The 25603-nt window shown below is 68.1% G+C and carries 17 protein-coding genes; 1 reads left to right on the top strand and 16 read right to left on the bottom strand.

The genetic code is table 11. From position 1 onward, the window contains the following. From OIK44_RS22375 to OIK44_RS22300, 16 genes are read right to left on the bottom strand one after another with little or no spacing between them, the layout of a single operon-like run. Positions 1–1392, bottom strand: coding sequence for an ATP-binding protein (locus OIK44_RS22375; protein WP_273674080.1), 1392 nt, complete (start codon positions 1390–1392; stop codon positions 1–3). Next, positions 1376–8008 carry a contractile injection system tape measure protein gene (locus tag OIK44_RS22370; RefSeq protein WP_273674078.1) on the bottom strand — a complete coding sequence of 2211 codons (6633 nt, stop codon included), beginning with the start codon at positions 8006–8008 and terminating at the stop codon, positions 1376–1378. The genes OIK44_RS22375 and OIK44_RS22370 overlap by 17 nt, the downstream gene beginning before the upstream one ends. A 4-nt stretch (positions 8009–8012) precedes the next feature. After that, positions 8013–10409 carry a hypothetical protein gene (locus tag OIK44_RS22365; protein WP_273674076.1) on the bottom strand — a complete coding sequence of 799 codons (2397 nt, stop codon included), beginning with the start codon at positions 10407–10409 and terminating at the stop codon, positions 8013–8015. Next, entirely contained in the window at positions 10406–10690 is a 285-nt protein-coding gene (locus OIK44_RS22360; protein ID WP_273674074.1) for a hypothetical protein, read from the bottom strand. The genes OIK44_RS22365 and OIK44_RS22360 overlap by 4 nt, the downstream gene beginning before the upstream one ends. Then, complete coding sequence (locus OIK44_RS22355; RefSeq protein WP_273674073.1) at positions 10690–11526, bottom strand: hypothetical protein; 837 nt, start codon at positions 11524–11526, stop codon at positions 10690–10692. The genes OIK44_RS22360 and OIK44_RS22355 overlap by 1 nt, the downstream gene beginning before the upstream one ends. Then, positions 11513–15193 (bottom strand): baseplate J/gp47 family protein, encoded by a 3681-nt coding sequence (locus tag OIK44_RS22350; protein WP_273674071.1) that lies wholly within the window; start codon positions 15191–15193, stop codon positions 11513–11515. Before OIK44_RS22350 ends, OIK44_RS22355 begins: the two co-directional genes overlap by 14 nt. Next, the gene (locus OIK44_RS22345; protein WP_273674070.1) at positions 15180–15608 is read right to left on the bottom strand and encodes a GPW/gp25 family protein; all 429 of its coding nucleotides are present in this window, start codon (positions 15606–15608) and stop codon (positions 15180–15182) included. The genes OIK44_RS22350 and OIK44_RS22345 overlap by 14 nt, the downstream gene beginning before the upstream one ends. A gap of 11 nt (positions 15609–15619) precedes the next feature. Further along, the gene (locus tag OIK44_RS22340) at positions 15620–15922 is read right to left on the bottom strand and encodes a PAAR domain-containing protein (RefSeq protein ID WP_273674068.1); all 303 of its coding nucleotides are present in this window, start codon (positions 15920–15922) and stop codon (positions 15620–15622) included. A gap of 46 nt (positions 15923–15968) precedes the next feature. Then, on the bottom strand, positions 15969–17744 hold the full coding sequence (vgrG, locus tag OIK44_RS22335; protein WP_273674066.1) for a type VI secretion system tip protein VgrG: 1776 nt from the start codon (positions 17742–17744) through the stop codon (positions 15969–15971). A gap of 4 nt (positions 17745–17748) precedes the next feature. Continuing rightward, the gene (locus OIK44_RS22330) at positions 17749–18480 is read right to left on the bottom strand and encodes a CIS tube protein (protein WP_273674064.1); all 732 of its coding nucleotides are present in this window, start codon (positions 18478–18480) and stop codon (positions 17749–17751) included. Next, complete coding sequence (locus tag OIK44_RS22325; RefSeq protein ID WP_273674062.1) at positions 18481–18684, bottom strand: DUF5908 family protein; 204 nt, start codon at positions 18682–18684, stop codon at positions 18481–18483. A gap of 3 nt (positions 18685–18687) precedes the next feature. Further along, positions 18688–19164, bottom strand: a complete 477-nt coding sequence (locus OIK44_RS22320) for a phage tail protein (RefSeq protein WP_273674060.1) — start codon at positions 19162–19164, stop codon at positions 18688–18690. Between the two features lie 16 nt (positions 19165–19180). Further along, on the bottom strand, positions 19181–19639 hold the full coding sequence (locus OIK44_RS22315; protein ID WP_086147712.1) for a phage tail protein: 459 nt from the start codon (positions 19637–19639) through the stop codon (positions 19181–19183). Between the two features lie 53 nt (positions 19640–19692). Beyond that, positions 19693–21696 carry a phage tail sheath family protein gene (locus tag OIK44_RS22310; RefSeq protein ID WP_273674058.1) on the bottom strand — a complete coding sequence of 668 codons (2004 nt, stop codon included), beginning with the start codon at positions 21694–21696 and terminating at the stop codon, positions 19693–19695. Between the two features lie 22 nt (positions 21697–21718). Further along, complete coding sequence (locus OIK44_RS22305; RefSeq protein ID WP_273674057.1) at positions 21719–22579, bottom strand: hypothetical protein; 861 nt, start codon at positions 22577–22579, stop codon at positions 21719–21721. Positions 22580–22582: 3 nt separating this feature from the next. Beyond that, positions 22583–23155, bottom strand: a complete 573-nt coding sequence (locus OIK44_RS22300; protein WP_273674056.1) for a Pvc16 family protein — start codon at positions 23153–23155, stop codon at positions 22583–22585. Between the two features lie 735 nt (positions 23156–23890). Here OIK44_RS22300 and OIK44_RS22295 point away from each other — a divergent pair. Beyond that, on the top strand, positions 23891–25591 hold the full coding sequence (locus OIK44_RS22295) for a ShlB/FhaC/HecB family hemolysin secretion/activation protein (protein ID WP_273674055.1): 1701 nt from the start codon (positions 23891–23893) through the stop codon (positions 25589–25591). Positions 25592–25603 lie beyond the last annotated feature (12 nt).

Genomic DNA, 25603 nt, shown 5'->3' with positions numbered 1-25603 from the left:
CTAGAGAGTGCGCCCTTCTTTGATGAATTCCTTCTTGATCGCCCGCAGCAGGTCGTCCGCCTCGATGCGCGCCTGTTGCGGCGGCAGCAAGGCTTGGCGGCGCGCCGCGCGGATGGCGGCGTAGCGGGCCACGTTGGCCAGCGCGCCGCCGGACAGTACGTGCGCCTCGGCCAGCGCGGCGAGGTCGACGTCGGGGGCCAGCTTGGCGGGGTCGGGAAACAGCTGGCGCCACAGGCGCTCGCGCTGCAGCGCGTCCGGCAGGGGGAAGTAGACGGCCGATTGGAAGCGGCGCGAAAACGCCTCGTCCAGGTTGGATTTGAGGTTGGTGGCCAGGATCACGACGCCGGGAAAGTCCTCGACCCGTTGCAGCAGGTAGGCGATTTCCTGGTTGGCGTGGCGGTCGTTCGAGCTGCTGCCCTCCGTGCGCTTGCCGAACAGCGCGTCGGCCTCGTCGAAGAACAGGATCCAGTTCTTGTTCTGTGCCTGGTCGAAGACGTTGGCTAGGTTTTTCTCCGTCTCGCCGATGTACTTGGAAACCAGCATCGACAGGTCGATGCGGTAGACGTCAACCCCGACGGACTGGCCGAGCAGGGTGGCGGTGAGCGTCTTGCCGGTGCCGGGAGGGCCGTAGAACAAGGTGCGGTAGCCGGGCTTGACCATCTTTTCCAGCCCCCAGCGGCGCAGCAGTTGCGTGCCCTCGCGCAGCCAGGCGCGGATTTGCTCGATCTCGTCCATCACCTCGGGCGCCACCACCAGGTCCTGCCATGCCAGCGGCGTGGTGATCAGTTTGGCCGGAAAACCGGCGCCGAAGTCGGGCTTGTGGTGTTGGCCGTTGGTGAAGCGGTTCAGGTAATTCATTTCCAGAACCAGGGGCGCGCGCAGCGCCGGTTCGCCGCCCTCCGGCGGCACCACGCGCAGCATGCCCATCAGCGCGAAGAAGTGGTTGGACTCAAATAGCCGCATCACCTCGAAGCGGCGCCGCAGATCGTCGCCGGCAAGGAGGAAGACGGCGGTTTCGCAGGTGGGCAGGTGGCCGTTGTGGCCATTGCCGCGCAGCCCGCCGAACTCCGTGAAGGTGCGTTCGATCAGCTTGTTGTGGGTTAGCAGCAGGTCGAGCGCCTGCGGCCGCACATGGGGCAGCAGCGCCAGCACCAGCACGAGGCGTTCGTCGCTGCTCATGCCGCCCTGGACGGCGCCGCGCACCGTCTCGGCGTAGATGGACGAGTCGTCGGCCAGGTCGGGCGGCGCGTGCTTGTGCCCGTCGCCGGCCGCGCCCTCCGCCGCGAAGTAGGTATCGAAGCGGCTCGCCAGCACTTGGGCGAACCAGGCGATTTCCCGCTCCAGGCTGCGGGCGTTGGCTTGCATCGCCAGCGTGTCAGCGCCAGTTGACATGTACGGCCCTTTCCATCCACGGATGTTTGATAATCGAGAACGACCACGGCAGGGTATCGAGCAGCATGTCGAAGGCGCCCGGTTCCACCGTCAGGCGCCAGGCGTCGTCCTGCAGGCGCAGGCTGCCCGCGCGCTGCAGGAAGGCTTGGCGCAATCCGTCCGGCGAGGTGTTGCCGATTTTCTTCCAGTGTTCGATCATGGCGCACAGCATCATGTCGATGGCCTCGCGTTCCTCGTCGCTGGGCACGATCTCGCGCACGATGGGCGTGCTGGCGCTCACGCCGCAGAGGATTTTGTTCAAGCCCAGCAGATACTCGGGACTGTCGCTCTGCCCGCTGACGACGTATTGCAGCAGGTGGACGGCGCGCTCGGCCGCCTCGCTATCCTTGAAGCGGCCCGCCTCGGTGAGGCCCAGGATGGAAAACAAGCGCGGCATGTAGGGGCCGGCCAGCACCTGGCCCGCATTGCCGACGTACAGCGTTTCGGCTTCGATTTCGGCCGCCGCCACCGCCTTGTCCGTGGCCGGTGGCGGCGGGGTGGCCAAGGACGGCGGCTGCGCGATGCCCAGGCGGCCATGCAGCGCCGCGTGCAATTGCGCGGCGGCCGCCGCATCGTATTGCCGTGCCAGATGGGCGGCCAGCGCATGCGCGTAGTCGGCCGGCGCGAACGCTCTGCGTTGCACGAAGAACCACGCGAAGTTGAAGTGCAGCGCGTCCAGCCCGAGGCGGTCCGCCGTGGTGCCGGGCAGATGCTGCGCGGCGATGCCGACCACGTCGCGGGCGTAACGCAGCAGCGCGGGCAGGTCGCTGCCGGCCAACAGGCTGACTACGCTTTGCTGCAGCGCCGGCGCTAGCTGGGCGCTGTCGTCGCCGGCGTCGTGCAGCAGTGGCGCCAGGGCGGCGCGCTGTGCCGGCGGGTGGCCCGCCAGCGCGCGTCCGAGTTCGCCGCCAATGGGGCGGCGCGGCGGCATGGGTGCCGGCGGCGCGGTGGCGGCCAGGACGGGGATGTCGTTCGCCAGATTATCGGCATGCGGCGTTGGCGCCGCGAAGCGCGCGTCGAGCGCCTCAAGGTCGACTGTGCGTCCCATCGTCACCGCGTCGAGTACCTGCCGCAGATAGGCGTCCGGGGCGGCGCTGCGGGCGGCATGCGCCTCGGCGGCGTCCAGCAGACTCTTGCCACGCCCGCCGGCAGCCGCCAGCCGGGCGGCGATCTGGTCCCGCAGCGACTGGCCGGCCATGCTCGGCGCCACGGCGGCGGACGCCATCGTCTGGCCGGTTTGCCCTGCTTCGGCGCGGGCATTCCGAGCGATAGCCGCCGACGTCGTTTGCTGCACGGCCGGGAGGCGCGCGGCGGTGGTGCCTGGTTCGAGCCCATGTTCCGGGGGGCGGCGGCCAGCCAGCGCCTGCGGGAGATCGGCCGGGTTGTCGCTGGGCGCCGGGGTGGCGGCGGTTCGTGGGGGCATGGAATGGAGTTGCGGCTCGCCCGGCGACGCAGCGTCGCTTGCAGCGATGTGCGCCTCGATATGCTCGCCGATTTTCCGCCATAGCTGTTCTGTGTCTATTACAATTGGCAGCGGCGCGGCCTCATGCGCTCCCATTGTTCCTGTTTGCGGAGTGGTTTCCCGCGCGGTGGGCAGCGCCAATTGCTGGCCGGTCGCATCGAGGTCAGGCACTTCCTGCGATGTGCCGGGCCGGAGGCGGTCCGCGGCGGTGTCGGGCAGGTGCTGAGCGGCGAAGCCGGCCACGTCGCGGTCGTAACGTGGCGGCATGGGTGCCGGCGGCGCGGTGGCAGCCAGGACGGGTATGTCGTTCGCCTGATTATCTGCATGCGTTTCGGCGGCGTCCAGCAGACTCCTTTCATGTCCGCCAGCGGCCGCCAGCCGGGCGGCGATCTGGTCCTGCAGCGTCTGGCTGGGCAGGCCGGGCGGCGCGGCGGCAGGCGTTATCGTCTGGTTCGTTTGCCGTGCTTCGGCGCGGGCATCCCGAGCGATAGCCGCCGGCGTCATTTGCGGCGCGGCCGGGAGGTGCGCGGCGATGGCGCCCGGCTCCAGCGCATGATCCGGGGGGCGGCGGCCGGCCAGTGCCTGCGGGAGTTCGGCCGGGTTGTCGTTGGGCGCCGTATTGGCGGCGGTTCGTGGGGGCATGGCATGGAGTCGCGGCTCAGCCGGCGACGCGGCAGTGTGCGCCTCGATATGCTCGCCGGTTTGCGGCGCGGTGGGCAGCGCTAGTTGCTGGCCGGTCGAATCGAGGTCAGGCACATCCTGCGATGTGTCGGGCCAGAGGTGGTCCGCCGTGGTGTCGGGCCGATGCTGAGCGGCGAAACCGGCCACGTCGAGGTCGTAACGTGGCGGCATGGGGGCCGGTGGCGCGGCGGCGGTCAGGACGGGTACGCCGCTGGCCTGATCATCGGCATACGGCGCTGGTGCGGCGAAGCGCGCGTCGAGCGCCTCAAGGTCAACCTCGCACCCCGTGGCCAAGGCGTCGAGCACCTGCCGCAGATAGGCGTCCGGCGCGGCGCTGCAGGCGGCATGCGCCTCGGCGGCATCCAGCAGACTCCTTCCATGGCCGCCGGCAGCCGCAAGATGGGAGGCGATCTGCTCCCGCAGCGTCTGGCTGGCCATGCTGGATGACGCGGCGGCGGGGATTGTCTGGCGGGCGGACGCATTTGCGGCTGGTTGCCGCGTGAGCGCTTCCGCCTGCGTGCCGGTCGATGCCTCCATGGCGCCGGGTTCCAGCGCATGTTCCGGCGGTCGGCGCGGAATATCGCTCGGGCTGGCGCTGGGCGCTGCGTGCGTTGCAATTGCCTGTGCCTGGATCGTGCCTACCGGTGCCTGCCGTGTCGTTCCGGCCTTCGTGGCGTCGATAAGCCGTTCGGGCTTGTCTTTTTTCTGCTGTCCGGCCATCCGGCTGCCGCCGGTGCCCGCGCCTGTTTGTGACGAAACGTCGATGCGGACGGGACTGACTGGCGCCGGTTGCGGCGTCGCTGGCATCGCGGTTGGGAGTCGCGCACCGGCCGGTGCATCGTCAAGCAACGCGGGCCTGTCTGTTGCCGTGCGCAGGGCCGCCGCATAGGCTGTGGCGTCAAATGGCTGTTTTGCCAGGTACATGATGCCGAGGAACCAAAATTGGCGTCCGGACGGCGTCGGCACGCCGCCGAGCACCCGGCCAGGCGCATCGATACCGCTCCCGGTCGTGGCTTGCAATGCCCGCAGCACGGCCGCCGCCTGGGGCGCGATAGCGTTGCTCAGCGCTTCCAGCAGCGCCGGCGGGAAACGCTGCGCCACCCGCCGCCACACGTCGGCGCGGGGACCAATCCGACGGATCGCATCTTGCGTTGCCGCGCCCGATTCGGCAAGAAGCGCTGGCGTGAGTTCCGATGCCTGCGCGTCAAGCAGGGCCTGCTCTATGAAGGCCGTGCGCGTGCGGCTGTCGATGACGTCCAGATCGTGGCTACGTGCATGCCGCTGGTCGTCGGCGACGCTGTGCGGCAAGGCGGCGGGAGCGTGCAACGCGGAGCGGTAGCGTGCTATATCGAAAGGTCGGGCCGTCAGTTGCATGATGCTGGCCAGCCAGCGCTGGCGCTGCGGGGCCGATGCCGCCGTTGCTCCTGCGCCGCCGCTTTCCTGGCCTTGGCGCAGGATGACGGCCGCTTGCGGCGCCAGCAGAACCGTCAATTCTTCGAGCCACGCCAGCGGGTAGCGTTGCGCGACGTTTTGCCACACGTCAAGGCGGGGGCCGATGTGCGCGATGGCGGTCCGCGCCGCCTCGCTGTGGTCGGCCAGCATGGCGGCAGGCAGGCCGCCGGGATCGCCGGCCAGCAGCGCGGCGCGGATGCGCTGTACCGGAGAGCTGTTGTCGCCCAGGGCTGCAGCGGGCGCAGTCAAGGTGGTCGCGGTGGCGCCGAGGGGCCGCTGGCCGGCATGCGCCGCCAGGCCAGGCAGGAGGGTATGCAATAGCTTGCCGGGGGCATGCCGCGCGGCCCGGCGCCAGCGTTTCACGCGCGCCGCGATGCCGTTCGCCGCACTGTGCGCCGGCCTCGCCCGTTTGGGCCGCGCGTCAGATATGGCGCCGGCGGCGAGGCCGCCGGGCGCCACGGCCGCCGGAACGTCCGGCGCGGCATGCGCGCGGGGCGGGTTGTCCGCCTTGAACTGCGGCGCCTGCGTGGTCTGGGCGCTACTGGCGGCGTGCAATGCGGCGCGGTAGCGCGGCGCGTCGAATGCCGTGGCAGACAGATGCATGACGCTGGCCAGCCACAGGCTGCGCACGGGGATGGACGGTGCCGCTTCGTCCTCGCATTCTTGCAGGATGGACGGCGCTAGCGGCGACAGCAGTGCCGTCAGCTCGGCCAGCAAGGCAGGCGGGAAGCGCTGCTCCACACGCCGCCATATGTCATCCTGGGCGCCGATGCGGCGCATTGCGTCAGCCAGCAGATCGGCACGTGCGTTGAGCAATGCCGGCCATTGCGGCGGCAGGTGCTCCGGTGCGCCGTCCAGCAGCGCCTGCGTGAACTGGGCGATGTCTGCGTTGCAGGCGCGTTCGGCAATATCCTCCAGGTCGATCATGCGGCCCTGCCGCAGATCGTCGAGGACGATTTCCAGGAAGCGCTGCACATTTCCGCTGCCTGCTGCGCGGGCGGCGATGGCGCGCTGCAGGAAGCCGCCGCCCGGACTTGCGTCGGCGGCCGCCATGTCCAGTTCAAGCTCGGGCAAGGCGCCGGCGTCCGGGGCCAAGCCGGCTTGCATGGGCGAAGGCAAGGCTGGTGGTCCGGCGCGCAGGGCGGCGATATCGTCGAGCATGGACGGAGGAAAACGCTCGGCGATGCGTTGCCAGGCGTCCCGGTGTGCGCCGTGGCGCAGCAGCGTGGCTCGCAGCAGTCCGGCATGGTCGCGCACCAGCGCGTGCCAGTCGGCGTAAATGCTCGATGCGTCGGCCGTCGACAAGGCATGTTCCAGACGCTCCGCGAGCGTCGGGGCGCTGTCGCGCGGAGCGGCGCTGGCGCCGTCATCCGCAGTTCGGCTTTGCTTGAGATCGTTGCGGACGGCTGCCAGGAAGCGCTGCGCGTGGTTGCTGCGCCGCGCCCGAGCGGCGGCAATGCGCTGTTCGATTGGGCGCCGGGCGCCGACCGAGCGCGATGCGGCCTTGGCTTCGACGTCAGTTCCGGTATCGGCGCTTGCCTCGATCCCTGCCAGCACCGCGTCCAGCCAGCGCGCGCGGGTGCCTGCGTCCGGTGCGGAACCGGCCGGCGCGGGCGCCAGCATGCTGCGCGGCGAGGCGAGCAGGGCGGCGATGTCGTCGAGCATAGGTCGGGGGAAATGATCGGCGATGCGCCGCCAGGCATCCCGGCGGGCGCCATGGCGCACCAGGGCGGCCCGCAGCAGCGCGGCGCCGCCGGCCATCAGCGCGTCCCAGTCGGCGCGGATGGCCGACGCGTCGGCCGTCGACAAGGCATGTGCCATGCGTTCCTCCCTGGACGGCAGGGCATTGCCGGCGGCGACGGCACGGCCGGGTTCGCGCTGCCGCTCGCTGGCGCTGGCCCCGTTGCGCAGCAGGCGCTGCAGCGCCGCGCCCAGGAAGCGCTGCCGGTCCTGCGTGCGCGGCAGATGCCGCGCGATGGCGTCCAGCGTTTCGTCTGGCATGCCGGGGAAGGCGTCCAGCAGCTCCTGTAATTGCCCGGTCGAGTACTGGCCGGCGGCGACATGCCCCGGCGCGCGCAGCCATGCGCGCAGCGCCGCCGGGCGGCGCTCGGCCGGCACATCGAATGGCGCTGTTGCGCCGCTCATCGTGTCCGGAGCGCGCCGCCGGCTGGTATCGCCGGCATCGATAGCGCGCCACAAGGCGGCCGCTTGTGGACCCGCATGCCGCTGCCGGATGCCGGCATTGGCAGCGGCCGCGCGCAGCGGCGCGGTGGCGCTCACGGGCGCTCCGCCCAGTATCTGCGCCAGCACCAGCTCCCACAGCAGGCGCAATTGCTGGCGCCGCGCCGCTTCGCCGGGAGGCAGGGCGCGTTCGATATCATCCACCAGCGCCAGCCAGCCGTCGGCCGTGCCGGCGTCCGCCGCAAGGCGCAGCAACTGGCGCAGATGCTGCGGCGCGAACTGCTGCGCCAGGCGTTTGAGCACGCCTGGCTGCGCGGCGCTGCGGCGCAACATGGCCGGCACTGCGCCGTCGGGGCGTTCCAGCAGGTGTGCCAGCAGTCCTTCGGGGTGCGACCAGTGCGTCCTTGTGTCGCCCGCCGTCCGGGCGCCTGCCATGCGGCCCGTGCGCAGGAAGCGTTCGAGCTGAGCGCCATCGCCGGCTGGCGCCGCCGTCCCCGCCTGCGCGTCGTCCGCGCTGTCGCGCAATGCCTCGCCCAGCGCCTTGCGCAGCAGTTCGTGCAGGCGCCGCGGCAGTTCCGAGTCGAGCAGGTGGGCGGGAATCTCGCCCAGGTCGATATCGAGCCGCCCGATGCGCCGCAGCCGGCCATCGTCGGCCTCGTCCAGCGCCAGCTCCAACGTCGGCAGCACCTGTTCGCGCGCCAGCGCCAGCAACTGGTCCTCCGCCATGGCGACGAGCCGCGGGGCGTCGCTCTCGAACGTCAGGTCGAGATGCAGGGCGCCGATGCGGTGGGCGGGGTTCATCGGCTCACATCCAATGGCTGTTGAACACCGGCCGGCGGCGCGGCGACAGCAGGAAGCGCAGCAGGTAGGCCGAGGCGTCGTCGAGCTCGTGCAGCGCGGCGCCGGCCGGCGTGGTGCTCTGCTGCCAGGCCAGGGCCGCCGCGCGCAGCTTGTCGAGCCAACTGCGGAAGCGGGCCTCGAAATCCTGCATCTCGACGTCGCCCAGCCAAAAGAAGGTGGGCAGCACATGGGCCGGCAGGTTCAGGCTGACGGTTTCCTGGGCCAGCTTGCGGAACTCCGGGTCGGCAAAGCGCGCGCTCCAGCCGGAAAACACGACGCTGACCTGGAAGGCGTAAAAGCCCTCGGCCGTCTCCGGATGGCTGGCATGGCCGGCGACGCGGGGGCGCAGCAGCGTGTGTTCGACCAGATGGAAACCTTCGCAATCCATATTGAGTTGGCGCAGTTGCGCGTTCTGCTGCGGGGTCAAGGCCGCGCTCTCCGCATCGGCGCCGTGGCCGCCGCGCGCGCACACATTGCGCAGCAGCGTCGCGGAGATATGCAGCACCGGCGCGGCCGCCGGCGTTTGCAGCCGCGCCAGCAACTGCGCCAATGTGTCCGGTGCGGGGTGTTCGTCGGCGACGATGCGCAGGCCGTGGCGGCGCATCGGTTCGCACAGCGAGCGGCAGCAGGGCAGCTTGTGCAGGCCCAGCAAAATGGCGATCTTGCGCTGGGCGCCGCTGACGTTGTCCGTGTCCCAGGCCGGTTTGTCGTAGCGGAAGCCGGCGGCGCGCTCCCTGCCGAGGGTGACGATGCGGGTCAGGAAGGCCAGTTTGTTTTCCAGCAGCCAGGCGTGCAGCTCGCGCCGCCCGGCGAAATAGAAGTTGAACTTGCGCAGAGACTGTTGCGTGTAGCGTTCGCCGTACATGGCCAGCATGACGTCGAGCACGCGGTCGCGGCGCTCGTCGAAGGGGTCGAAGCGCTCGCGTATCGCGTCGAGTTCCCGGGCGATGCCGTCGTTGTCGCGGGTGTACAGCGCTTCGATATCGGGCAGCATCCGGTTGCTGATGGGCTGGCAAAAATAGGACTGCCGCAAATCCGCGTCGACGGAAAACACCCGCCGGATGCTGGCCAGATTGCGCAGGTAGTTCGCCATCACCTGTTCGAATACGTATAGATACGCTTTCAATTGACGGGCGCTGGCGCGCTCGGCCGGCGTGGCGCTGGCCGGCAGGCCGTAGGCGTTGATGCCATAGATGGCGGGGAACTGCTGCTGGATCGAGTAATACTCGTCGAGCGGCATGCCGGCGCCGGTGGGCACGTTGATGAAGTGTTCCAGCGATGCCTTGCGCTCGCGCTTGGCGCGCGACTCGAACTGCAGTTTTTTCAGGCTGGCCCAGGCTTCGTCGGCCAGGGCGGCTGTCGCGGCGGCGTTGGCGCCGTCGTCGCCGGGCGCGGCGTCGGAATTGTCGGAATTGCGTATGAAGTGCAGCCGCAACTGGCGTTTCAATTGCGCCGTGTCGGGAAAGCGCAGGCGCGGCACGTCGCCTTCCAGCTGGCGCGCCGACTCCTCGGTCAGCAACTGGCCATGCTGGTCGCACAGCTGCAGCGCGTGGACCTTTTGCACGCCTTCGATGCCGCGTATCAGGCCGATCAGGCGCACCAGCGAAATGGCCGCGCGCGGGTCGCGCTGGCCGCTTTCCAGAATCAGGCCGTGTTCGGTGTAGGGGCCGGAAAACAGCTCGTCGAGCGGCACGCCGTCCGCCGCCGCATGCTCGTAGTCGCCCAGTTGCAGGCCGGAGATCACCTGGTGCGCGCACTGGAAGAAGATGTCGGCGTAGATTTCCGCCGGGTCGCGCAGGCTGTGGATTTCGATGTCGCCCGCCAGGTAGAAGTCCTTGGTGCGCAGCACGGTGATGCGGCTGAGGTCCTGGCACAGTGCGCGTCCGGCCGTGAAGATCGCGTCGACGGCGGGCGCGACGGCGGCCTCGGGCGCCGCGGCGGCGCCGTTGTCGGCCAGTTTCAGTTCTATCCTGGTCAGGCCGTTGCGGGCGCCGCTCTCGTGTATCCAGACGTCCTCGATCTGCGGCACGCGGTCGTACAGGTGGCGGCGCCAGTCGTCGGCCGTGACCGCCTCGCTGGGGAAGATGTCCTGCGGCAGATGCAGCGCGTGGCGCGCCAGGTCGATGGCGCCGTCGCCGCCGGCCAGGTAGTCCTCGTGCGGCAGCGCGGAGCGGAAGGCCAGTTCCGTCAGCGCGTAGCTGAGCTGGTCGAGCATGGTCACGCCGGGATCGTGGGCGTTGTAGTCGGTCCAGTGCCGGCCGCACAGTTCCTGCAGCAGCGCCATGCCGGCCTGCTGAAGGGAGGCGAAGTCGAGGCCGTCGCGGTCCGCTTCGAGCCGGGCAATGGTGGCCGGTGCGATCATGCGGGGCCGGGCAGGCGTTCGCCGAGCTGTTCCCGCAGCGCCGCCAGCAGGGCGTGGACGCGCTGGTAGGGCAGCCGGCCCAGCGCGGCGACGATGAGTTCCGCGTCGGCCCAACAGAGCACATAGCGGCCAGGCCCGCCGCCGTCGCTGGCGGCGCCGGCGTTGGCCTGGTGATTCAGGCGCCCGATCAAATCGTATACGTGCTTGAACGGCAGCTCGGCCAGCGCCTCGATCACCAGGGCGCCCTCGTCGGTGCGCAATGCCAGGGTCAGCGCCGGCATCAGCGGGCGCCTTTGCCGGCCTGCGGCTGGCACTGCGCCATGCTCGGGTCGAACCACAACTGGGTCAGGTAGACGCGGATGCAGGTGCGCCGCGCCTCCGGCGTGCCGGCCTCGTCGAGCGCGCAGCCGGTGCGGATCTGCAGGCGGTAGGGATCGTTGGCCGAAGCCGTTTCCCTGGTCCAGCGCAGCGCGATGCGGCTGCATTTGCTGCCGCAATGGGCCTGGTGGTAGGTGATTTCGCTCTTGCCGCCCTGGAAGGCGTTGAGCGCGTAGGCGTGCATGAGCGCATACTTGCCGGAGCCTTGCTTGCCGGTGCCGGCCATCACCTCGAAGGCGTGGCAACCGCTCAAGTCGCAGGTGATGTCGTGCCAGGCGCCGTCCGCCGGCACCGTGGCGACGGCGCGGCCGATGCGGCCGTCGGCCACCACGCGGCCCTGCACGTCCAGCTGGAACTGGCTGTCCGGCGGGCCGGCCGGCCCGACCAGCGGCGCAAAGGCCACGTTGTCGGGCGCCGGCCGCAGCTCCATCGCCTTGCGGTAGCCGTCGCCGGGCTTGCCGTCGTCTTCCTGCATGCCGCCGGTGCCGAACACCAGGCTGCGGCTAGGCGCGTCCATCCTGACCGACCAGATCGCGCTCTTGTGGGCGATGTCCTGGTAAAAGCTGAGCAGGCGCCCCTGGCCGATCTGCCCGACCTTGAGGCCGTCCGTCGGGGTCTTGTCGAACTGCTGGTCGACGATGTTGAGCATCGACTCGATCAGAGCCGCGAACGCGCCCTGGGCCGGCATGGCGCCTTGCTGAAACAGGCGCTTGAGTGTGTCGCGGCTATGTTGTGCCATCGGAAGCCTTCGTTGAAATGATAAATGTGGAACCGATATCGAGCGTCTGCAGGTCGGCGCTGTGCAGCGTGCCCTCCTTGTCGCTGATGGCGATCAGGTGTTTGTCGACCGGCACGGCGACGCTCCACGGGTATTGCCAGGCGATGGCGCTGCTCTGCTCGGCCGCCGTGTCGGACAGCAGGTAGCGGCCCTCGTCCGTGGGGGCGATGCGCAGCATCGAGCAGGCGCTGACGTCGGCGATGTAATCGAGGCCGATGATGTAGGAGACCACCTCGTGCAGCCGCACGCTCCAGCCGAAGTGGATGCGGTTGCCGACCGCGCTCCAGGGCGACAGGAAGCGCGAAATGTCCTCGTTCAGGCGGGTGATGTAGAGCCCGCCGGCGAGCCCGTCCTTCAGGCGCACGGTGCAGCGCACCTGGATCTGTTCGTAGACGGGATGGCGCACCGCGATGGCGGCCGCCGGCGGCGCCAGCGCCGTGACATAGCGCTCCACCTCGCGCACCAGCTTGCCGTTCAACTGCGGCATGCGGTGGGCGGCGGCGCCGGCTGGCAGCGGCGGCACGAGGACGATCAGCACATTGCCCGGCCGCACCCAGTCGCGCGGCGTCTGCCCTTGCATGCGCAGATTGGCGAAACACTTGGCCTTGTAGACCTCTGGGAACTGCTGCAGGATCAGCGCCTCGTAGTCGGCCGGCGTCACCGCGCGGCCCTTGTGGCGCAGGCGCTCGGCCAGCCGCGTGTGGCGCTGCGCGCGGTTCTCGCCCAGCCGGCCGCCGCGCGTCGCGATCACCTGGGTCAGCTTGCCGAGGCCGGGGATGGGCGTGCGGCTGCGCTCGATGCTGGCGGCCGGCAGCGTCAGCAGCGACGTCGACTGCATGTCGGCCGCCTCGCGGCGCACCCGCAGCGCCTGGGTGCAGACCGTGTAGACGCTGCAAAAGTTGCGCAGCCCTTCGGCGGCGCTGATGCGCAGCCAGTACAGCCCCGACGCCATCACCGTGTGCTGCAGGCTGATGTCGGCCGGGATAGTGAGCGCCACCACCCCCGAACTCATGAAACCGTCGGTGCTGTCGGAGATGATGTTGCGTTGCGGCAGGGGCAGCCATTGATTTCCCCTCAGGTAAGACCAGCGCACCGGCGCCGGCTGCTCCGGCAGCGAGTCGTCCTGCAGGTGGAAGAACAGCGTCAGCGTGGTGTCGAGCTCGCTGGCCGACAGGCCGATATGCAGGTAGCCCAGCTCGGTATAACTGGGAATCAGCGTGGCGCCCCCGGCGGCCGAGGCGTTGGCCGCCTCCCAGCCCTGCGGGTGCAGATGCAGCAGCGTGTTGTTCCAGCCGCCGTCCGGCGCCGCGCCGCCCTGCTGCAGCGCGATGTGCGCCACGGCCTCGTAGCTGGTCGTGATGGCGGCCACCAGCGGCGTGTAGGGCAGCTCGGGCACGCCGGCCATGAAGTTGTCGCCCTTGCCGCGCAGATTGCGCTTCATGGCGTGCGCCAGGGCTTGCGGATACTCGCGGTGGCCGAAGGCGAAGCGCGGACCCGCCAGCGTGAACTTGAAATAGCCGTTGCGCGAGGCCGCGCTGTAGGCGGCGCCGTTGGCCGGCAGGGCGGCGCCCGGCCGGATGTGCCCCAGCACCGCGTCGCAGGAAAGCCGGCTATGCTTGAGCACGCGCCGGCTGGCCGTGCGCGCGTAGTCGCTGCCGAACAGCGCAGCCAGGGGGGCCTGGTCCTCGTCCGGCCGCCAGACGCCGTCGGCCAGCACGGCCACGCCGGCGACGTAGTCTTCCGTCTCCACCGTGGTGGAATAGTCGTGGTAATAGGTTTTGAAGCCGCCGCTGTCGGCCGGCAGCTCGCCCCATTCCAGGTCGACGTGGAAGTGGCGCAATTCCTTGCCCGCCGCCTCGCCGGCGCCGACGATCAGGTAGGAGCCGACCACGGGGACGGGGCCGAAGGGCTGGAACGGCGCGGCGGGGCTCAACTGGCCGATCTGGTTGTTCAGGGAGAATTGGCGGCAGCCGCTCACGCCCACCTCGATGCTCGCCGCGCTCAGCTTCAGGTCGCGCAGCAGGCCGTAGGGATAGACATAGCCATCCGGATTGAGCAGCAGGCGCAGCATCGGCACTTCCACCTGGAAGTCCTCGCCGTGCAGGGCCGGGGTATACGCCACCACCGGCGGCACCTCCAGCGCCAGCTCGCATTCGAGGCGCAGCGTGTAGCCCGCCGCATGCCGGCCGCCCGCCGCCGGCGTGGACGGATGATACGCGGGCAGCGCGATCCAGCCGGCCGGCCCCGTCAGTTCCATGGTGAACAGGCTGCCCAGAATGCGCAGGAACACATCCTCCTGCTCGACCGCGTCGATGGTGTCGCCGGCCTGCTGCTTCTTGTGGCGGATCACGCTTTCCAGCTGGCGCAGGCGCCATTGCAAGTCCTGGTTGGCAAACTGCAGCGTCAGGGACAGGCGCCGCCGGCCTTCGCGCATCAGCAGGACGTTGCTGGCCAGGGCGAAGCCGAGACGTGCATGGCGCGCCTGGCCGGCGGCGGCCGGGTTTTTCGGCGCGCCCATCAGCGGCACGGCGCGCAGCAGGGCCGGGTCGGTAGTGACCTGCTTGCCGGGCGGGGCGATGTGCTCGATCCAGGCATGGCTGGGCCAGGCGTGCCGGGCCGGCGCGCTGCCGCCCTTGTCCATTTCCGTCTCCGGCGAGACGTTGCGGTCGCGGTTGAAATACAGGGTGTGCAATGCCTGCACGCTGGCGTCGCCGACCAGCAGGCGCGTGTCGCTCAGGTAGACCAGCTCGGGGCCGCCGCCGGGCGGCTTGGCCAGGAAGGCCGTGCCGGCGGGGATTTCGACGCTGGCGCCGGGGGCGCAGGGCGCCACCACCAGATAGCTGTGGTCGCCGACGGCGGGCAGGGCGGGCGCGCGCAGGATGCGGTCGTAATAGAAGTCCAGGTGCTGGCCGGTAAACCGGTTCAGCCTGGCGTTCAGGCGCTCGGCCATGCGGATGAAGGCGATCAGCAGCGCCGCGCCGGGTTCGTGCTCGCCGCTGACGAGGGAGCCGGGCAGTTCGCGCGCCGCCTCCTGCTGCACCATCTCGATGGCTTTGACGAAGGCGTAGTAGTTGGACTTGATGCCGCTCAGGGTCGGCCGCGCGCTGGCGCCGGGCGGGCGGCGCCAGTGGGCGCGCAGCCCCAGTTGCGGCGCCGGCAGCAGGGCGGCGAAACCGTGGCCGTCCTCGCACAGGCTGGCGATCACGTCGGCCAGCAGCGCATACAGTTTGCGGCCGGCGCGCCCCTGCGCGCCGGCCAGGTCGCCGATCCAGCCGTCGAGCAGCCTGGCCAGCGGCGTCATCGGTAATTGCTCGATGGACCGGGCCGCGGCGCCGTCCCACCACTGCTCGAACGGCGCTTGCAGCGGCGCCAGCCTGGTCGACAGGATGCGCGCCATGACGAGGGTTTCGTCGGCCGAGAAATACGCCTGCCAGTCGCCGTCGGGCGTGTTGTCGAGCTGGTAGAACTTGACCAGGCGGGCATACTCGCCGGCCATCGCCAGCAAGTCGGGGAAAGGCATCTCGGCCAGCGCGAAGTAGCCCTCCTGCAGCGGTTGCAGCTGGCGCTGCTCCTGGCTGCTGCCGTCGCGCACAAACAGTTGCGGCTGGTCCGGCTCAGGGGCTGACATTGCTGCCTTCCACAAAATAGAAGGGATATACCATATTGCTGCGCGTATTGGTCATGCGGACCGTGTAATGCAGGCTGATGTCGAGGCGGCCGTTGCCGATCTCCAGGTCGCTGACCTCGATGTCGTTGAGGGTGATGCGCGGCTCGAAGAACAGGATGGCGCGCTCGATCAAGTCCTTGATCTCGGCCAGGGTGCCGTCGTGGACGTTGTCGAAGACATGGGTCTTGATCCCGCAGCCGAACTCGGGGCGCATGACCCGTTCGCCCGGCGCCGTCGACAGCAAAATGAACAGGCTTTGGCGGATGTCGTCCTCGCCGGCCGCCATGGCCGCCCGGCCGCCGCCGGCGCGCTCGTCCTTGCTGAACGTCGGGGGGAAGGCCCAGCCGCGGCCGAGAAAGGAATGGTCGATGCTCATCGTGGTGTGCGCTAGCCGCCGATGATGACGGTGGCGCAGCCCAGCGATATCGAGCCGCCGTGGGCGCAGGGGTCGTTGACGCGCGCCGCCGGCTTGCCGCCTATCATGACGGTCGTCGAACCCATGACGATGCTGTCGGGCGGCCCCACGCACAGGCATTGGTCGCCGACGACGGCGGCGGGTAGTTTGCCGATCAGCACGGTCGGCACCCCCGGTCCCACCACGGCGCCGCCCACATGGGGAATCGGCGCGGGGACGGCCGGCGTCTGCATCGGGCAGAGGTGCATATCGGTCAGGCGGGCGGCGGGCGGCATGGCAGTTCCTTTCTATTGGCTGGGAGGGGGCGGCGCGGTGGCGGACTCAGTTGATCATCACCGTCGCGCCCTTGATCGTGAGCTGGCCGGAGGCCGACAGTTCGGCGCTGGTGGTGCCCTCGGCCGTCAGCGCCGCCGACGCCTTGCTGCTGATATTCATGGCCTTCGCCTCGATGTCGGTGCCGGCCTGCAGGGTGATCTTGCCGCCGGCCTTGAGCACGATGTCCTTGGGGCTGTCGAGCAGGATGCCCTGCTGGTCGAGCGCCACCTTGTTGCCGTTCTGGTCCTTGACGACGATGGACTTGGCGTCGTCGCTCATGACCACCGAATTGCCGGCCGGCGTGAGCAGCGTCATGACCTTTTTCTCGTCGTCGAACTCGATCTTCAGCAAGCCCTTGGTGACGATGGCCTTGATGTAGTTTTCCGCCGTCAGGCTGTAAGGGGGGGCGCGCTTGCTGCTGTACAGGCTGGCGAGCACCAGCGGGTTGGACGGGTCGTTGTTCAAATAGCCGACGATCACCTCGTCGCCGATTTCCGGAATGAAGAAGGCGCCCACCTGCTCCGAGCCGTAGGCGCTGGCCAGGCGCGCCCACACGCCCGCGCTCTTGTCCTGCAGCACCGGGATGGTGACCTGGATGCGGTGCTGCCCGGCCGGGTCCGCGTCGAGTTTGCTCACCACGCCGATCTGCAGGCCGCCGACGCCGGGCGTCAGGCCGGACGCCGCCTCGCCGGCGCCGCCCTGGGGCGCGGCGTTCCAGTCGGGCGCCAGGCCGAAAACGACGTCGGTGTACCAGTTGCCGTCGGCGATGACGTGCTCGACGCCGCTGACGAACACCTTGCCGCTAAAGCGCTTGCCGACGCCGGCCAGCGCGATCAGGGCGCCCGGCACGGCCAGCGCGCTGCCCTGAAAACGCATGCTGCCGCGCACCCTGGCCAGCGCCGCCTTGAGCTGGCGCGCGTCGGCCCAAGCCTTCAATGCCGTCGTTTCCAGTGGCGCCGGCGTTTGCAGGCGCAGCGTCTCGACGCCGCCGACGGCGGCCAGCGCGGCGGCGGCCAGATTGCCCTGCAGCTTCAGCGCGACGGCCGGCGCCTTCTGCTCGGCGATGGCTTGCGCGCCCGGATCCCAGGTCACGCCGACGACCTGCTTGAACTGGGTGCGGGCGTCGATGTCGGCCTCGAAGTGCATCAGGTCGGTGCCGTAGGCGACGCTCAGCACCGGCTCGCCGTCGGTCTTGGGCGGCTGCACCGTGACGCCGCCGTCGGCGGTGATGACGAGCAGGCCGTTGGCCTCGGCCCGCGCCAGCACGAAGTCCCAGTCGCTGCTGTAGTACTGCACCAGGCCGTGGTAGCTGGCCTGGGTGGCGGCGACGTCGACCTTCAGGCCGGAACAGCTTTGCAGGATGGTGGTGATGGCGGCGCTGTCGGTGTTGTCGATAAAATTGGCGTTGCTGCGGCTGAGTGTCAGGGCGAAGGCCGGGTGGCGGCAGTCGACAATCAGGTGGGCCTGGTTATCGGCGGCGACGTGCAGGCCATGCCGGACCACGACGCCGGCAAAGATCGGCACCGCGTCGCTGCCGTAGCCGGCCTCGACGCCGATGCTGGCGCCCGGCACCAGGCTGTCGCTGTCGCTGAGCACAAACTCCTGCGCCGACATGTCGCCGTCGCTGAATATCAGGCGCGCCTGCGACAGCTTGTTGACGGTTTTCGTCACCGTCAAGGAAATCAGGCGGAAGGTGCCGGGCAGCGCCGCGCCATTGCTGCTGATGATGAGGTTGAGGACGCCGTTGGCGGCGAGTGCGGGGGAGGGGGGCGGCTTGGACATGGCTTCAGCTTAATGGCGGAAAACGCAGCTGCGTGCCCGGCTTCAGGTCGCGAAAATTGACCAGCCCGTTGAACCTGGCGACGGCCATGTAGTAGCCGGGGTCGCGGTAGATGCGGTTGCACAGCAGCGGCAGGGTGTCGCCGGCGCGCACTTCCACCAGGTGGGAGAGGTCGGGCGAAGACTTGTTGGCACGCAGTAAAATCTCCTGCACGCTCATGTCCGAGAGCACGTGCAGCGTCACCTTGGCGCGCAGCGGATTGCCGTTCGGCTTGAACAGCGTGTAGTCGATGTCGATCTTGGTGACGCGGCCGATGAACATCATGCCGGCGCCCCACTGGAAGCGCACCAGATTCGGCTCGTGGCTGGTGCCGTTAACGTAGTACACCAGGGTCAGCAATTCCTTGATCAGGGTGGCGACGCTTTTCATGCCATATAGCGCCACCACGCCGGTGCCGTCGAACACCAGTTGCGGCAGCTTGATCTGCTCCGAGTGGGCGGCGTTGAACTGGATGTGGCTGCCGCTCTGGCCCAGGGTGAGGCATTTGTTGTACTTGACGTTCAGCTCATGCTGGTAGCCGGACGGGTTGATCAGCACCTCGAAGCGTTTGCCCGCCACGGACGCCGCCTTACTTGCCAACTCGCCCAGGACGCCGGTCTGGCTGGTGCCCGTGCGATTGTCCCTGTCGACGAGCGAGATCGTCAGCTTGTTCTTCAAGCCCGTGCTCAGTCCGGCCATCTAGCGCTCCTGCAGTTGGCCGAGGGCGGTGCGGATCAGGCGCCGGCATTCGGCCAGTACCAGCTCGCGCTGCGCCGCCGAGCAGCTGTCCCCGGCGCTGCTGCAGTCGCTTGCGGCGGCGTCGGCCGGCCTGGTTTTGGCGGCGCCTCCGGCGCCCTGCACCACGCTGGACTTGATGTGTAATTGCTGGATCTCGATGGCCATGGCTTAAATCAGACGGTTGGAATAGGTATAACTGAGGGTGATGTTTTCGATCGCCACCTCGCTGCTGGTCGCGTTGAACTTCTCCACCTCCCATTTGACGGGGTAGGCGTTGGCAAACGACCAGGCGCGGATCGGCAGGCGGTGGACGTTCATCAGGTAGACGCCTACCGGCTGGGCCACGATGGGCACGATGAAATCGAGTTCGAACACGGAGCGGCACCACAGCACCAGCGGCGAGTGGAAGGGGGCGATGCCGCGCTTGAGGACCAGGCTGCGCGACTTCATGCCCGTCGGCAGCGTGTGCACATAGCGGTTCTCGCCGCCCTCGATGACGGTTTCCGTGTCGAGCTCGGCGTTCATGCCCGACACCTCCTGGAAGGAGGCGTCGGTCATGCCTAGCGTGGCGCCCAGCACGACCTTGAAGTAAAAGGCGGACGGCGGGTAGTCGTCCTTGCCGAACAGGGAAGACAGCATGGACATGGTGCGGGCCGCCCTCTTAGCCGTTGGCGATGGTCAAGCCTTCGTGGACGATCTCGATCGTCTCGATCGACGCCTCGTTGCCCTCGGCCTTCAGGTCGGTGCCGGTGATCTTGGTCGGCCAGGCGTTGGCCAGGGTCCAGACCATGGTCGGGGCGCCCGTTTCGTCCAGCAGGCTGATCGTGACGGGCACGCGCTTGATGGTGTTCATCTTGATCTGGTTGAACCAGTCCCAGAACTTGTTGTCGGACTTGAACACGCCTTTTTTCATGGTCACGTTGCCGACCTTTTTCAGGCCCGGCATCTTGATCACCGAAAATTCCGGGCTGTCGCCGTGCCGGTACTTGATTTCCTCGGACTGGATGTCGAGTCCGCTGACCTCCTGGAAGGACATCACCTGGGAGTCCCATTTCACCTGGAAATAGAACTTGGGAAGCGGCCATACCGCCGTGGATTGTTTCGAGCCATCATCTGCCATCGCGAACCTCTTTCATGTGTCGGTGTACAAAGGGGGGATTGCCGCTGCGCGTATCAGGATTTCTGCATCTGCTGCTGGAAGGTGATTTCGATGAACTCGGCCGGGCGGCTCACGGCCACCAGGATGGTGACGCGCAGGATGCCCTCCAGGATGTCGTCGGCCGTCATGGTTTCGTTGAGGCCGACGGCGACGCTGAAGGCGTCGTCCGGCGAGGCGCCGGCCAGGCCGCCGCGTTTCCAGATGCTGGTCAGGAAGTTGCGCGCCATGCTCTTGATGGTGACCCAGGTGTTGGCCACGTTGGGCTCGAAGACATAGGCCTTGCTGGCCAGGCGCAGCGATTCCTCCAGCATGATCATGGTGCGGCGCACATTGATGTAGCGCCAGTCCAGGCTGTTGCCGTCGAGGGTGCGCGCGCCCCACACCAGCGTGCCTTCGCCGATGAAGCTGCGGATCGCGTTGATGGACTTGCCCGTGGTGCTGACGTTGAGGTCTTCCTGGTCGTTGTGCGTGATGTTGACGGCCGGCGAGCTGACCGAGGCCAGGCCGACGTTGGCGGGCGCCTTCCACACGCCGCGGGTGTTGTCGACCATCGTGTACAGGCCGGCCATGGCGGCGCCGGGCGGCATCAGGTTGACCTTGCGCTGCACGGCCAGCAGGATGCGCGTGTACAGGGAGCTGATGGCCGTCAGCGTGTTGTGGATGGATTCGACCTGCTTGGCGCCATCGTCCTGCTTGGACCAGTCCGTCTCTATGCTGTCGAGTATCCGGCCGATCTGCTCGGCCTTCAGCTTGGCGCTGGGGTTCTTGGTCGTGTCGGCGTACAGCACGGGCGCCAGCTCGTTGCGCAGCAAGTCCTTGAGGCGGCCGCGCTGCTCCAGGTCGAGATGCGTGAAATTCAAATCCTTCAGGGCCACGATGGTGGTGTTCACCCACGGATAGTAGGCGGCGCCGAAGGCCAGGAAGCTGCTGCTGACCTGGTCGCGGAAAGTGTTGACGGGGCCGTCCTGCAACTCGGCGGCGCCGTCGTAGACGTCGAGGATGGCGAAGCGGTTCTTCATCTTGTAGCCGCAATGCATCAACATCTGCTGTTGCAGCGAGTAGCAATCGTTCTGCGCCAGCAGCATGGCTTCCGGAATGACCAGCATGGTCGGCTCCTGCTCCTTGAGCAGCGCGTCGATGCCCGCCTCCAGCCTGTCGGCCGCCGGCTCGGCCCGGTAATCGCCGACCGACACGATGTAGCAGGCGCCGCCGCCGTTCTGGAAGAACAGTTGCATGCTGTGGTAGAGCAGGTGCTTGCCGGCGGTCCGCGTCAGCACGTAGTCGGCGCGGGCGCGCCTCGCCTCGGCCTTGACGGCGGCGGCATTGCTTTCGGCTGCCGCCGCCGCGCTCTTCTCGGCGGCCGCCTTGGCCTCCAGCGCCGCGCCGGCCTCGGCCGCCGTCGCGGCCTCGTCCGCGCTCTTGTACGCGGCGGCCTTGGCCGTCTTCTCGTCGCCCTCGGCGGCGGCCGCCAGTTCCGCCTGCGCCGCCGTGGCGTCGCGGCGCAGCTTGATGGCCTTCGCCGTGGCCGACTGTTCGACGTCCTGGGCCGACTGGCTGGCCTCGGCGTCCAGCGTCAGACCGGCCGCCTCGGCCGCCGTTTTGGCGGCCTCCTGCGCCGCCGTATAGGCCGCCTCAAGCTCGGCCCGGGTTTCCTCGCTGCTGCCGGCGAGCGCGCCGCGGGCCTGGCGCAGCGCGGCGGCGCTCTCGTCGGCCTTGGCGCGCAGCGTCAGTTGCGCGGCCGCCGCCGCGTCGGCGGGGGCGACGGCGGCGAAATCGGCGCTGTCGTTGTCGCCGGCCACGGCAAAAGTGAAGTTCGGCACGGGCGCGCCGCCGTAGCACGCCTCGAACTCGGCCATCGAGGTGATGCGCCAAGGCTTGTCGCGCAGCGAGGCGCCCTTGTAGCTGGCGCTTTGGGTATGGCCGATAAAGGCCGGCACGGCCGTGGCCACTTCGACGACTGAGTTGGGGAAGGCGTTCTTCTCAACGATGTAGACCCCGGGAGTTTTATACTGCGCCATTTTGCGTCCTTTAAGTGTGGAATCAGGGGATATAGATTTCTGACACTAGTACTGTTACCGTACTGCCTTCTGCAAGTTCCCTCCCGACGGCGGCCACGCTGGCATTGGGCAGCCGCTTGATGAGAATTCTTTCCCCCAGTTCCCCCTGTTCGCGCAATTGCAGGCGCTGTGCATGGGTCTGGCGCATTTCAACGGCCTGTTCGCTGACGAAGGTCAGCGCCGGACGCTTGCCGGGCAGGGCGGTGTAGCCGCGCGCCGTGAAGCGCAGCTCGCCGTCGAGGTCGACGATGGCTGGATGCGGCAAGCCCGGATCGCTCAAAAAATAATATTTCCAATGGCTCTTGCGGGCGCCGAAACGCACCAGGAAGACGGGCGCCTGGCCGCCGGCCAGGGCGGCGGCCACATCCGCCGGCGCCAGCACCATGAAGAACGCCGGCCTGGCGGGACGGAAGCTGGGCCCCGCCAGCGCCGCCGCCTTGTTGGGCGCGACGGCCTGGCTCCAGGCCGTCTGGTCGGCCTGTTCCGCCGCGTGCAGGCGCCAGCGGCCCGGCTGCTCCTGCCGCGCCTGGGTGCTGTGGAAATACAGGCAGGCTTCGGCGTCCGGCGCATCGAGGGCCGTGTACAGGGAAAAGTGGCGGTCGACGGCAAAGACCTGGAACTCGAATTCGTCGAGCCGCTCCGGCGCGGCCAGCAGCGCGGCCCGCGCCGCCGGCTGGCCGAGCAGGGTCAAGCCGTTGGCGGCGGGGCGCCGCAGAATGCCCAGCCTGTCGAGCAGGGCGGCGCACTGCGGCGTCGGCTCGAACTGGACGTTGCCGGCCGAGGCGGCGGGAAAGTAGGCGTGCTCGGCCGACAGTTGCAGCAGGATGGAGTAGGCGCCGCCCATCGCTCAGTGGCCCGCGCTGGTCACAGGCTGCGCGACGGTCGGCACCTGGCCCGTCAGCGTGTCGGCGCCATAGCCGACCATGCGCACCCTGTACAGGGCGGAAGGCAGGTAGTGGCCGCTCAGCATGCTCCACAGATTGCTGAGCTCGTGGGTCTTGAGGTTCTCCATGTCGAGCAGGAGTTTGTCGATGCGCTCATCGAGGTCGGGCGTGACCTGGTGGTCGAATACGGGCGTGTGCTGGAAAAAACCGATGGCGCTGGAAATGAATTTGAGCGCTTCGGGGTAGTTCTTGTCGCTGAAATTGGCGGCCACCAGCATGTACAAATTGAGGAACAGCGGCTTGCCATACACGGGCGCGCGGCCGGCGCCGCTGGCGGCGACATGGGCCTGCTGGGGCAGCGTGTCCTTTTCTATGTTCACCAGACACACCACCAGCTTGTTGGCAATATGCGGCGCCACCGTACCGTCCTGTGCCACGACATTGGAGACGACGACGATATCGTCGCTCAGCTTGTGGGTGCGGCGCAAAAACTGGTTCAGGTGCTGGGCCAGGTGCTCGATGGCGGCGTGAATCATGGCGCGCCATTTCCGCTTGCCGACATAGTTCCCGCGCTGGTGGAACGGCCACCTTGTTTGGCGCGGCGGCTATTGGCTGTGGTCGGCGTGTGAATTTTCATGGTAATTAAGTAAATATAATTTCATAAGTTTCACATAGTTAAATGTTGGAAATTCTATCCAATTATTGCAATATTGATATACTTTTCAGTGCCACGGACTTGCCGCAGTTGATGAGTCAAAGGATGGGAAAGGGCCGCGCCGAAGGCCGCCGCGCCATGCCGCAAAAGACTGGCCATCAAGCAAGCGAGCTCAACATATTGTCAAGCAGTTAACACTATCCTTATAGCATAAGCAAATTGGCGGGCCAAGAAATTTGTTGACGTGAAGATGGGATGCAAGAGCAGGCAGCGATTAATCGCCCTTGGCTTGTGTTGATGGCGCCACAAGCGAGCGCCAAAGCTGGGCGGCCCTGGCTGGCAGGCCGACGGGCAAAGCAAGAGTGACGTTAACGCCACATCCGCAATAAATATTTCAGAAATTATATTGCATAAAGAAACTTAAAATTGCCATACGGAAATGCAAAGTATATAATTGCTATATTCTAAATAATTCTATTAGGAATATATGCATCAGCATCCCATGCTGCGGCGCGGCATGGTGTCCGTTCCTTTCTGTGCTCCGCTTGCCACCTCCCACCCCGATCTGCCTGCCACACAGTGTTGCCCGGTTCGCGCGCGGCTGCTGCGCGCTGCGGTGGCCGCCGCCATCTGGGCCTGGCTGCCGGCCGCCTACGCCCAGTCCGGTGCCGGCGCGGCCGGCGCCAACCAGGAATTCCTGCGCCAACAGGAGCGCGAGCGCATAGTGCGCCAGCAGCAGCAACACAACCCCGACGTTCGCTCGCCCACCGCCGGCGTCGCCGAAGCCGACCGCCTGCCCGAGGCGGAAACGCCGTGCTTCGCGGTGGCGCGCATCGTTCTGGAGGGCGATTCCTCCGAGCAGTTTCAATGGGCGTTGGCCGCCGCCAACCGCGGCGCCGACGGCAAGGCCGACGCCGCGCCCGGCCGTTGCCTGGGCACGGCCGGCATCAATATACTGATGCGCCGCGTGCAAAACGCCATCCTGAAGCGCGGCTATGTGACCACCCGCGTGCTGGTCGGACCGCAGGATTTGAGCGGCGGCACACTGAAGCTGGGGCTGGTCCCGGGCCGCGTCCGCGCCGTCCGCTTCGCGCCCGGCAGCGACGGCCGCGCCACGCGCTGGAATGCGGTGCCGGCCGCGCCCGGCGATTTGCTGAACCTGCGCGACACCGAGCAGGCGCTGGAAAACTTCAAGCGGGTGCCGACCGCCGAGGCCGACATCCAGATCGCGCCGGCCGAGGGGGGCGATGGACGGCCCGGCGACAGCGACCTGGTGGTCCAGTGGCACCAGGGCTTCCCGTTCCGGCTGAGCGTCTCCGCCGACGACTCCGGCAGCGCGGCAACGGGCAAGTACCAGGGCGGCCTGACACTGTCGTATGACAACTGGTGGACCTTGAACGACTTGTTTTATATCAGCCTGAACCGCAACCTGCACGGCGCCAAGCCCGCCGGGCACGGCACGGAAGGCATGGTCGTCCACTATTCGCTGCCTTTCGGCTATTGGCTGCTGGCGCTGAGCACCAGCAGCGGCGGTTACCGCCAGCAAGTGGCCGGCACCAGCCAGACCTATCTGTACCGGGGCAGCAGCCGCAACGGCGACGTCAAGTTGTCGCGCCTGGTCTACCGCGACGCCGCCAGAAAAACCACCGTGTCCCTGCGCGGCTGGATGCGCGCCTCGCAAAACTTCATCGACGACACCGAGGTGGAAGTGCAGCGCCGGCGCACGGCCGGCTGGGAGCTGGGCCTGGCGCACAAGGAGTTCCTGGGCGCGGCCACGCTCGACGCCAACCTCAACTATCGGCGCGGCACCGGGGCCTTGGGCTCGCTGGCGGCGCCGGAGGAAGCCTTCGGCGAAGGCAGTTCGCGCGCCGCGCTGTTCACCGCCGACGCGAATCTGAACGCCCCGTTCAAGCTGGGCGGCTTGCAACTGAAATACACGGGGGCCTGGCGCATGCAGGTCAACCGCACGCCGCTGGTGCCGCAAGACCGCTTCGCCATCGGCGGCCGCTACACGGTGCGCGGCTATGACGGCGAAAGCAGCCTGTCCGCAGAGCGCGGCTGGGTGCTGCGCAACGAACTGGGCGTGACCCTCGGCGGCTCCGGCCACGAGTGCTATGTGGCGCTGGACCATGGCGAAGTGGCCGGCCCTTCCAGCGAATTCTTGCTCGACAAACGCCTGAGCGGCGTGGCGCTCGGCCTGCGCGGGCAGCTCTGGAGAGTCCAGTACGAGGTCTTTTTTGGCCGTCCGCTGCGCAAGCCGGAGCGCTTCCAGAGCGCCGCCAGCACGGCTGGATTCAGCAGCAATATGAGCTTCTAAGTAAGTCACTGT

The sequence above is a fragment of the Janthinobacterium fluminis genome, assembly GCF_028595325.1.
In the GTDB taxonomy this organism is placed as follows: Bacteria; Pseudomonadota; Gammaproteobacteria; order Burkholderiales; family Burkholderiaceae_D; genus Janthinobacterium; species Janthinobacterium fluminis.
Note: the sequence above shows the minus strand (reverse complement) of the source record. Positions and strands in the feature narration are given on the sequence as shown.

What these genes read in the sequence shown, in the direction of transcription:
- OIK44_RS22375 (WP_273674080.1), bottom strand. Translation starts at nt 1,392, where the DNA reads ATGTCAACTGGCGCTGACACGCTGGCGATGCAAGCCAACGCCCGCAGC.
- OIK44_RS22370 (WP_273674078.1), bottom strand. Translation starts at nt 8,008, where the DNA reads ATGAACCCCGCCCACCGCATCGGCGCCCTGCATCTCGACCTGACGTTC.
- OIK44_RS22365 (WP_273674076.1), bottom strand. Translation starts at nt 10,409, where the DNA reads ATGATCGCACCGGCCACCATTGCCCGGCTCGAAGCGGACCGCGACGGC.
- OIK44_RS22360 (WP_273674074.1), bottom strand. Translation starts at nt 10,690, where the DNA reads ATGCCGGCGCTGACCCTGGCATTGCGCACCGACGAGGGCGCCCTGGTG.
- OIK44_RS22355 (WP_273674073.1), bottom strand. Translation starts at nt 11,526, where the DNA reads ATGGCACAACATAGCCGCGACACACTCAAGCGCCTGTTTCAGCAAGGC.
- OIK44_RS22350 (WP_273674071.1), bottom strand. Translation starts at nt 15,193, where the DNA reads ATGTCAGCCCCTGAGCCGGACCAGCCGCAACTGTTTGTGCGCGACGGC.
- OIK44_RS22345 (WP_273674070.1), bottom strand. Translation starts at nt 15,608, where the DNA reads ATGAGCATCGACCATTCCTTTCTCGGCCGCGGCTGGGCCTTCCCCCCG.
- OIK44_RS22340 (WP_273674068.1), bottom strand. Translation starts at nt 15,922, where the DNA reads ATGCCGCCCGCCGCCCGCCTGACCGATATGCACCTCTGCCCGATGCAG.
- vgrG (WP_273674066.1), bottom strand. Translation starts at nt 17,744, where the DNA reads ATGTCCAAGCCGCCCCCCTCCCCCGCACTCGCCGCCAACGGCGTCCTC.
- OIK44_RS22330 (WP_273674064.1), bottom strand. Translation starts at nt 18,480, where the DNA reads ATGGCCGGACTGAGCACGGGCTTGAAGAACAAGCTGACGATCTCGCTC.
- OIK44_RS22325 (WP_273674062.1), bottom strand. Translation starts at nt 18,684, where the DNA reads ATGGCCATCGAGATCCAGCAATTACACATCAAGTCCAGCGTGGTGCAG.
- OIK44_RS22320 (WP_273674060.1), bottom strand. Translation starts at nt 19,164, where the DNA reads ATGTCCATGCTGTCTTCCCTGTTCGGCAAGGACGACTACCCGCCGTCC.
- OIK44_RS22315 (WP_086147712.1), bottom strand. Translation starts at nt 19,639, where the DNA reads ATGGCAGATGATGGCTCGAAACAATCCACGGCGGTATGGCCGCTTCCC.
- OIK44_RS22310 (WP_273674058.1), bottom strand. Translation starts at nt 21,696, where the DNA reads ATGGCGCAGTATAAAACTCCCGGGGTCTACATCGTTGAGAAGAACGCC.
- OIK44_RS22305 (WP_273674057.1), bottom strand. Translation starts at nt 22,579, where the DNA reads ATGGGCGGCGCCTACTCCATCCTGCTGCAACTGTCGGCCGAGCACGCC.
- OIK44_RS22300 (WP_273674056.1), bottom strand. Translation starts at nt 23,155, where the DNA reads ATGATTCACGCCGCCATCGAGCACCTGGCCCAGCACCTGAACCAGTTT.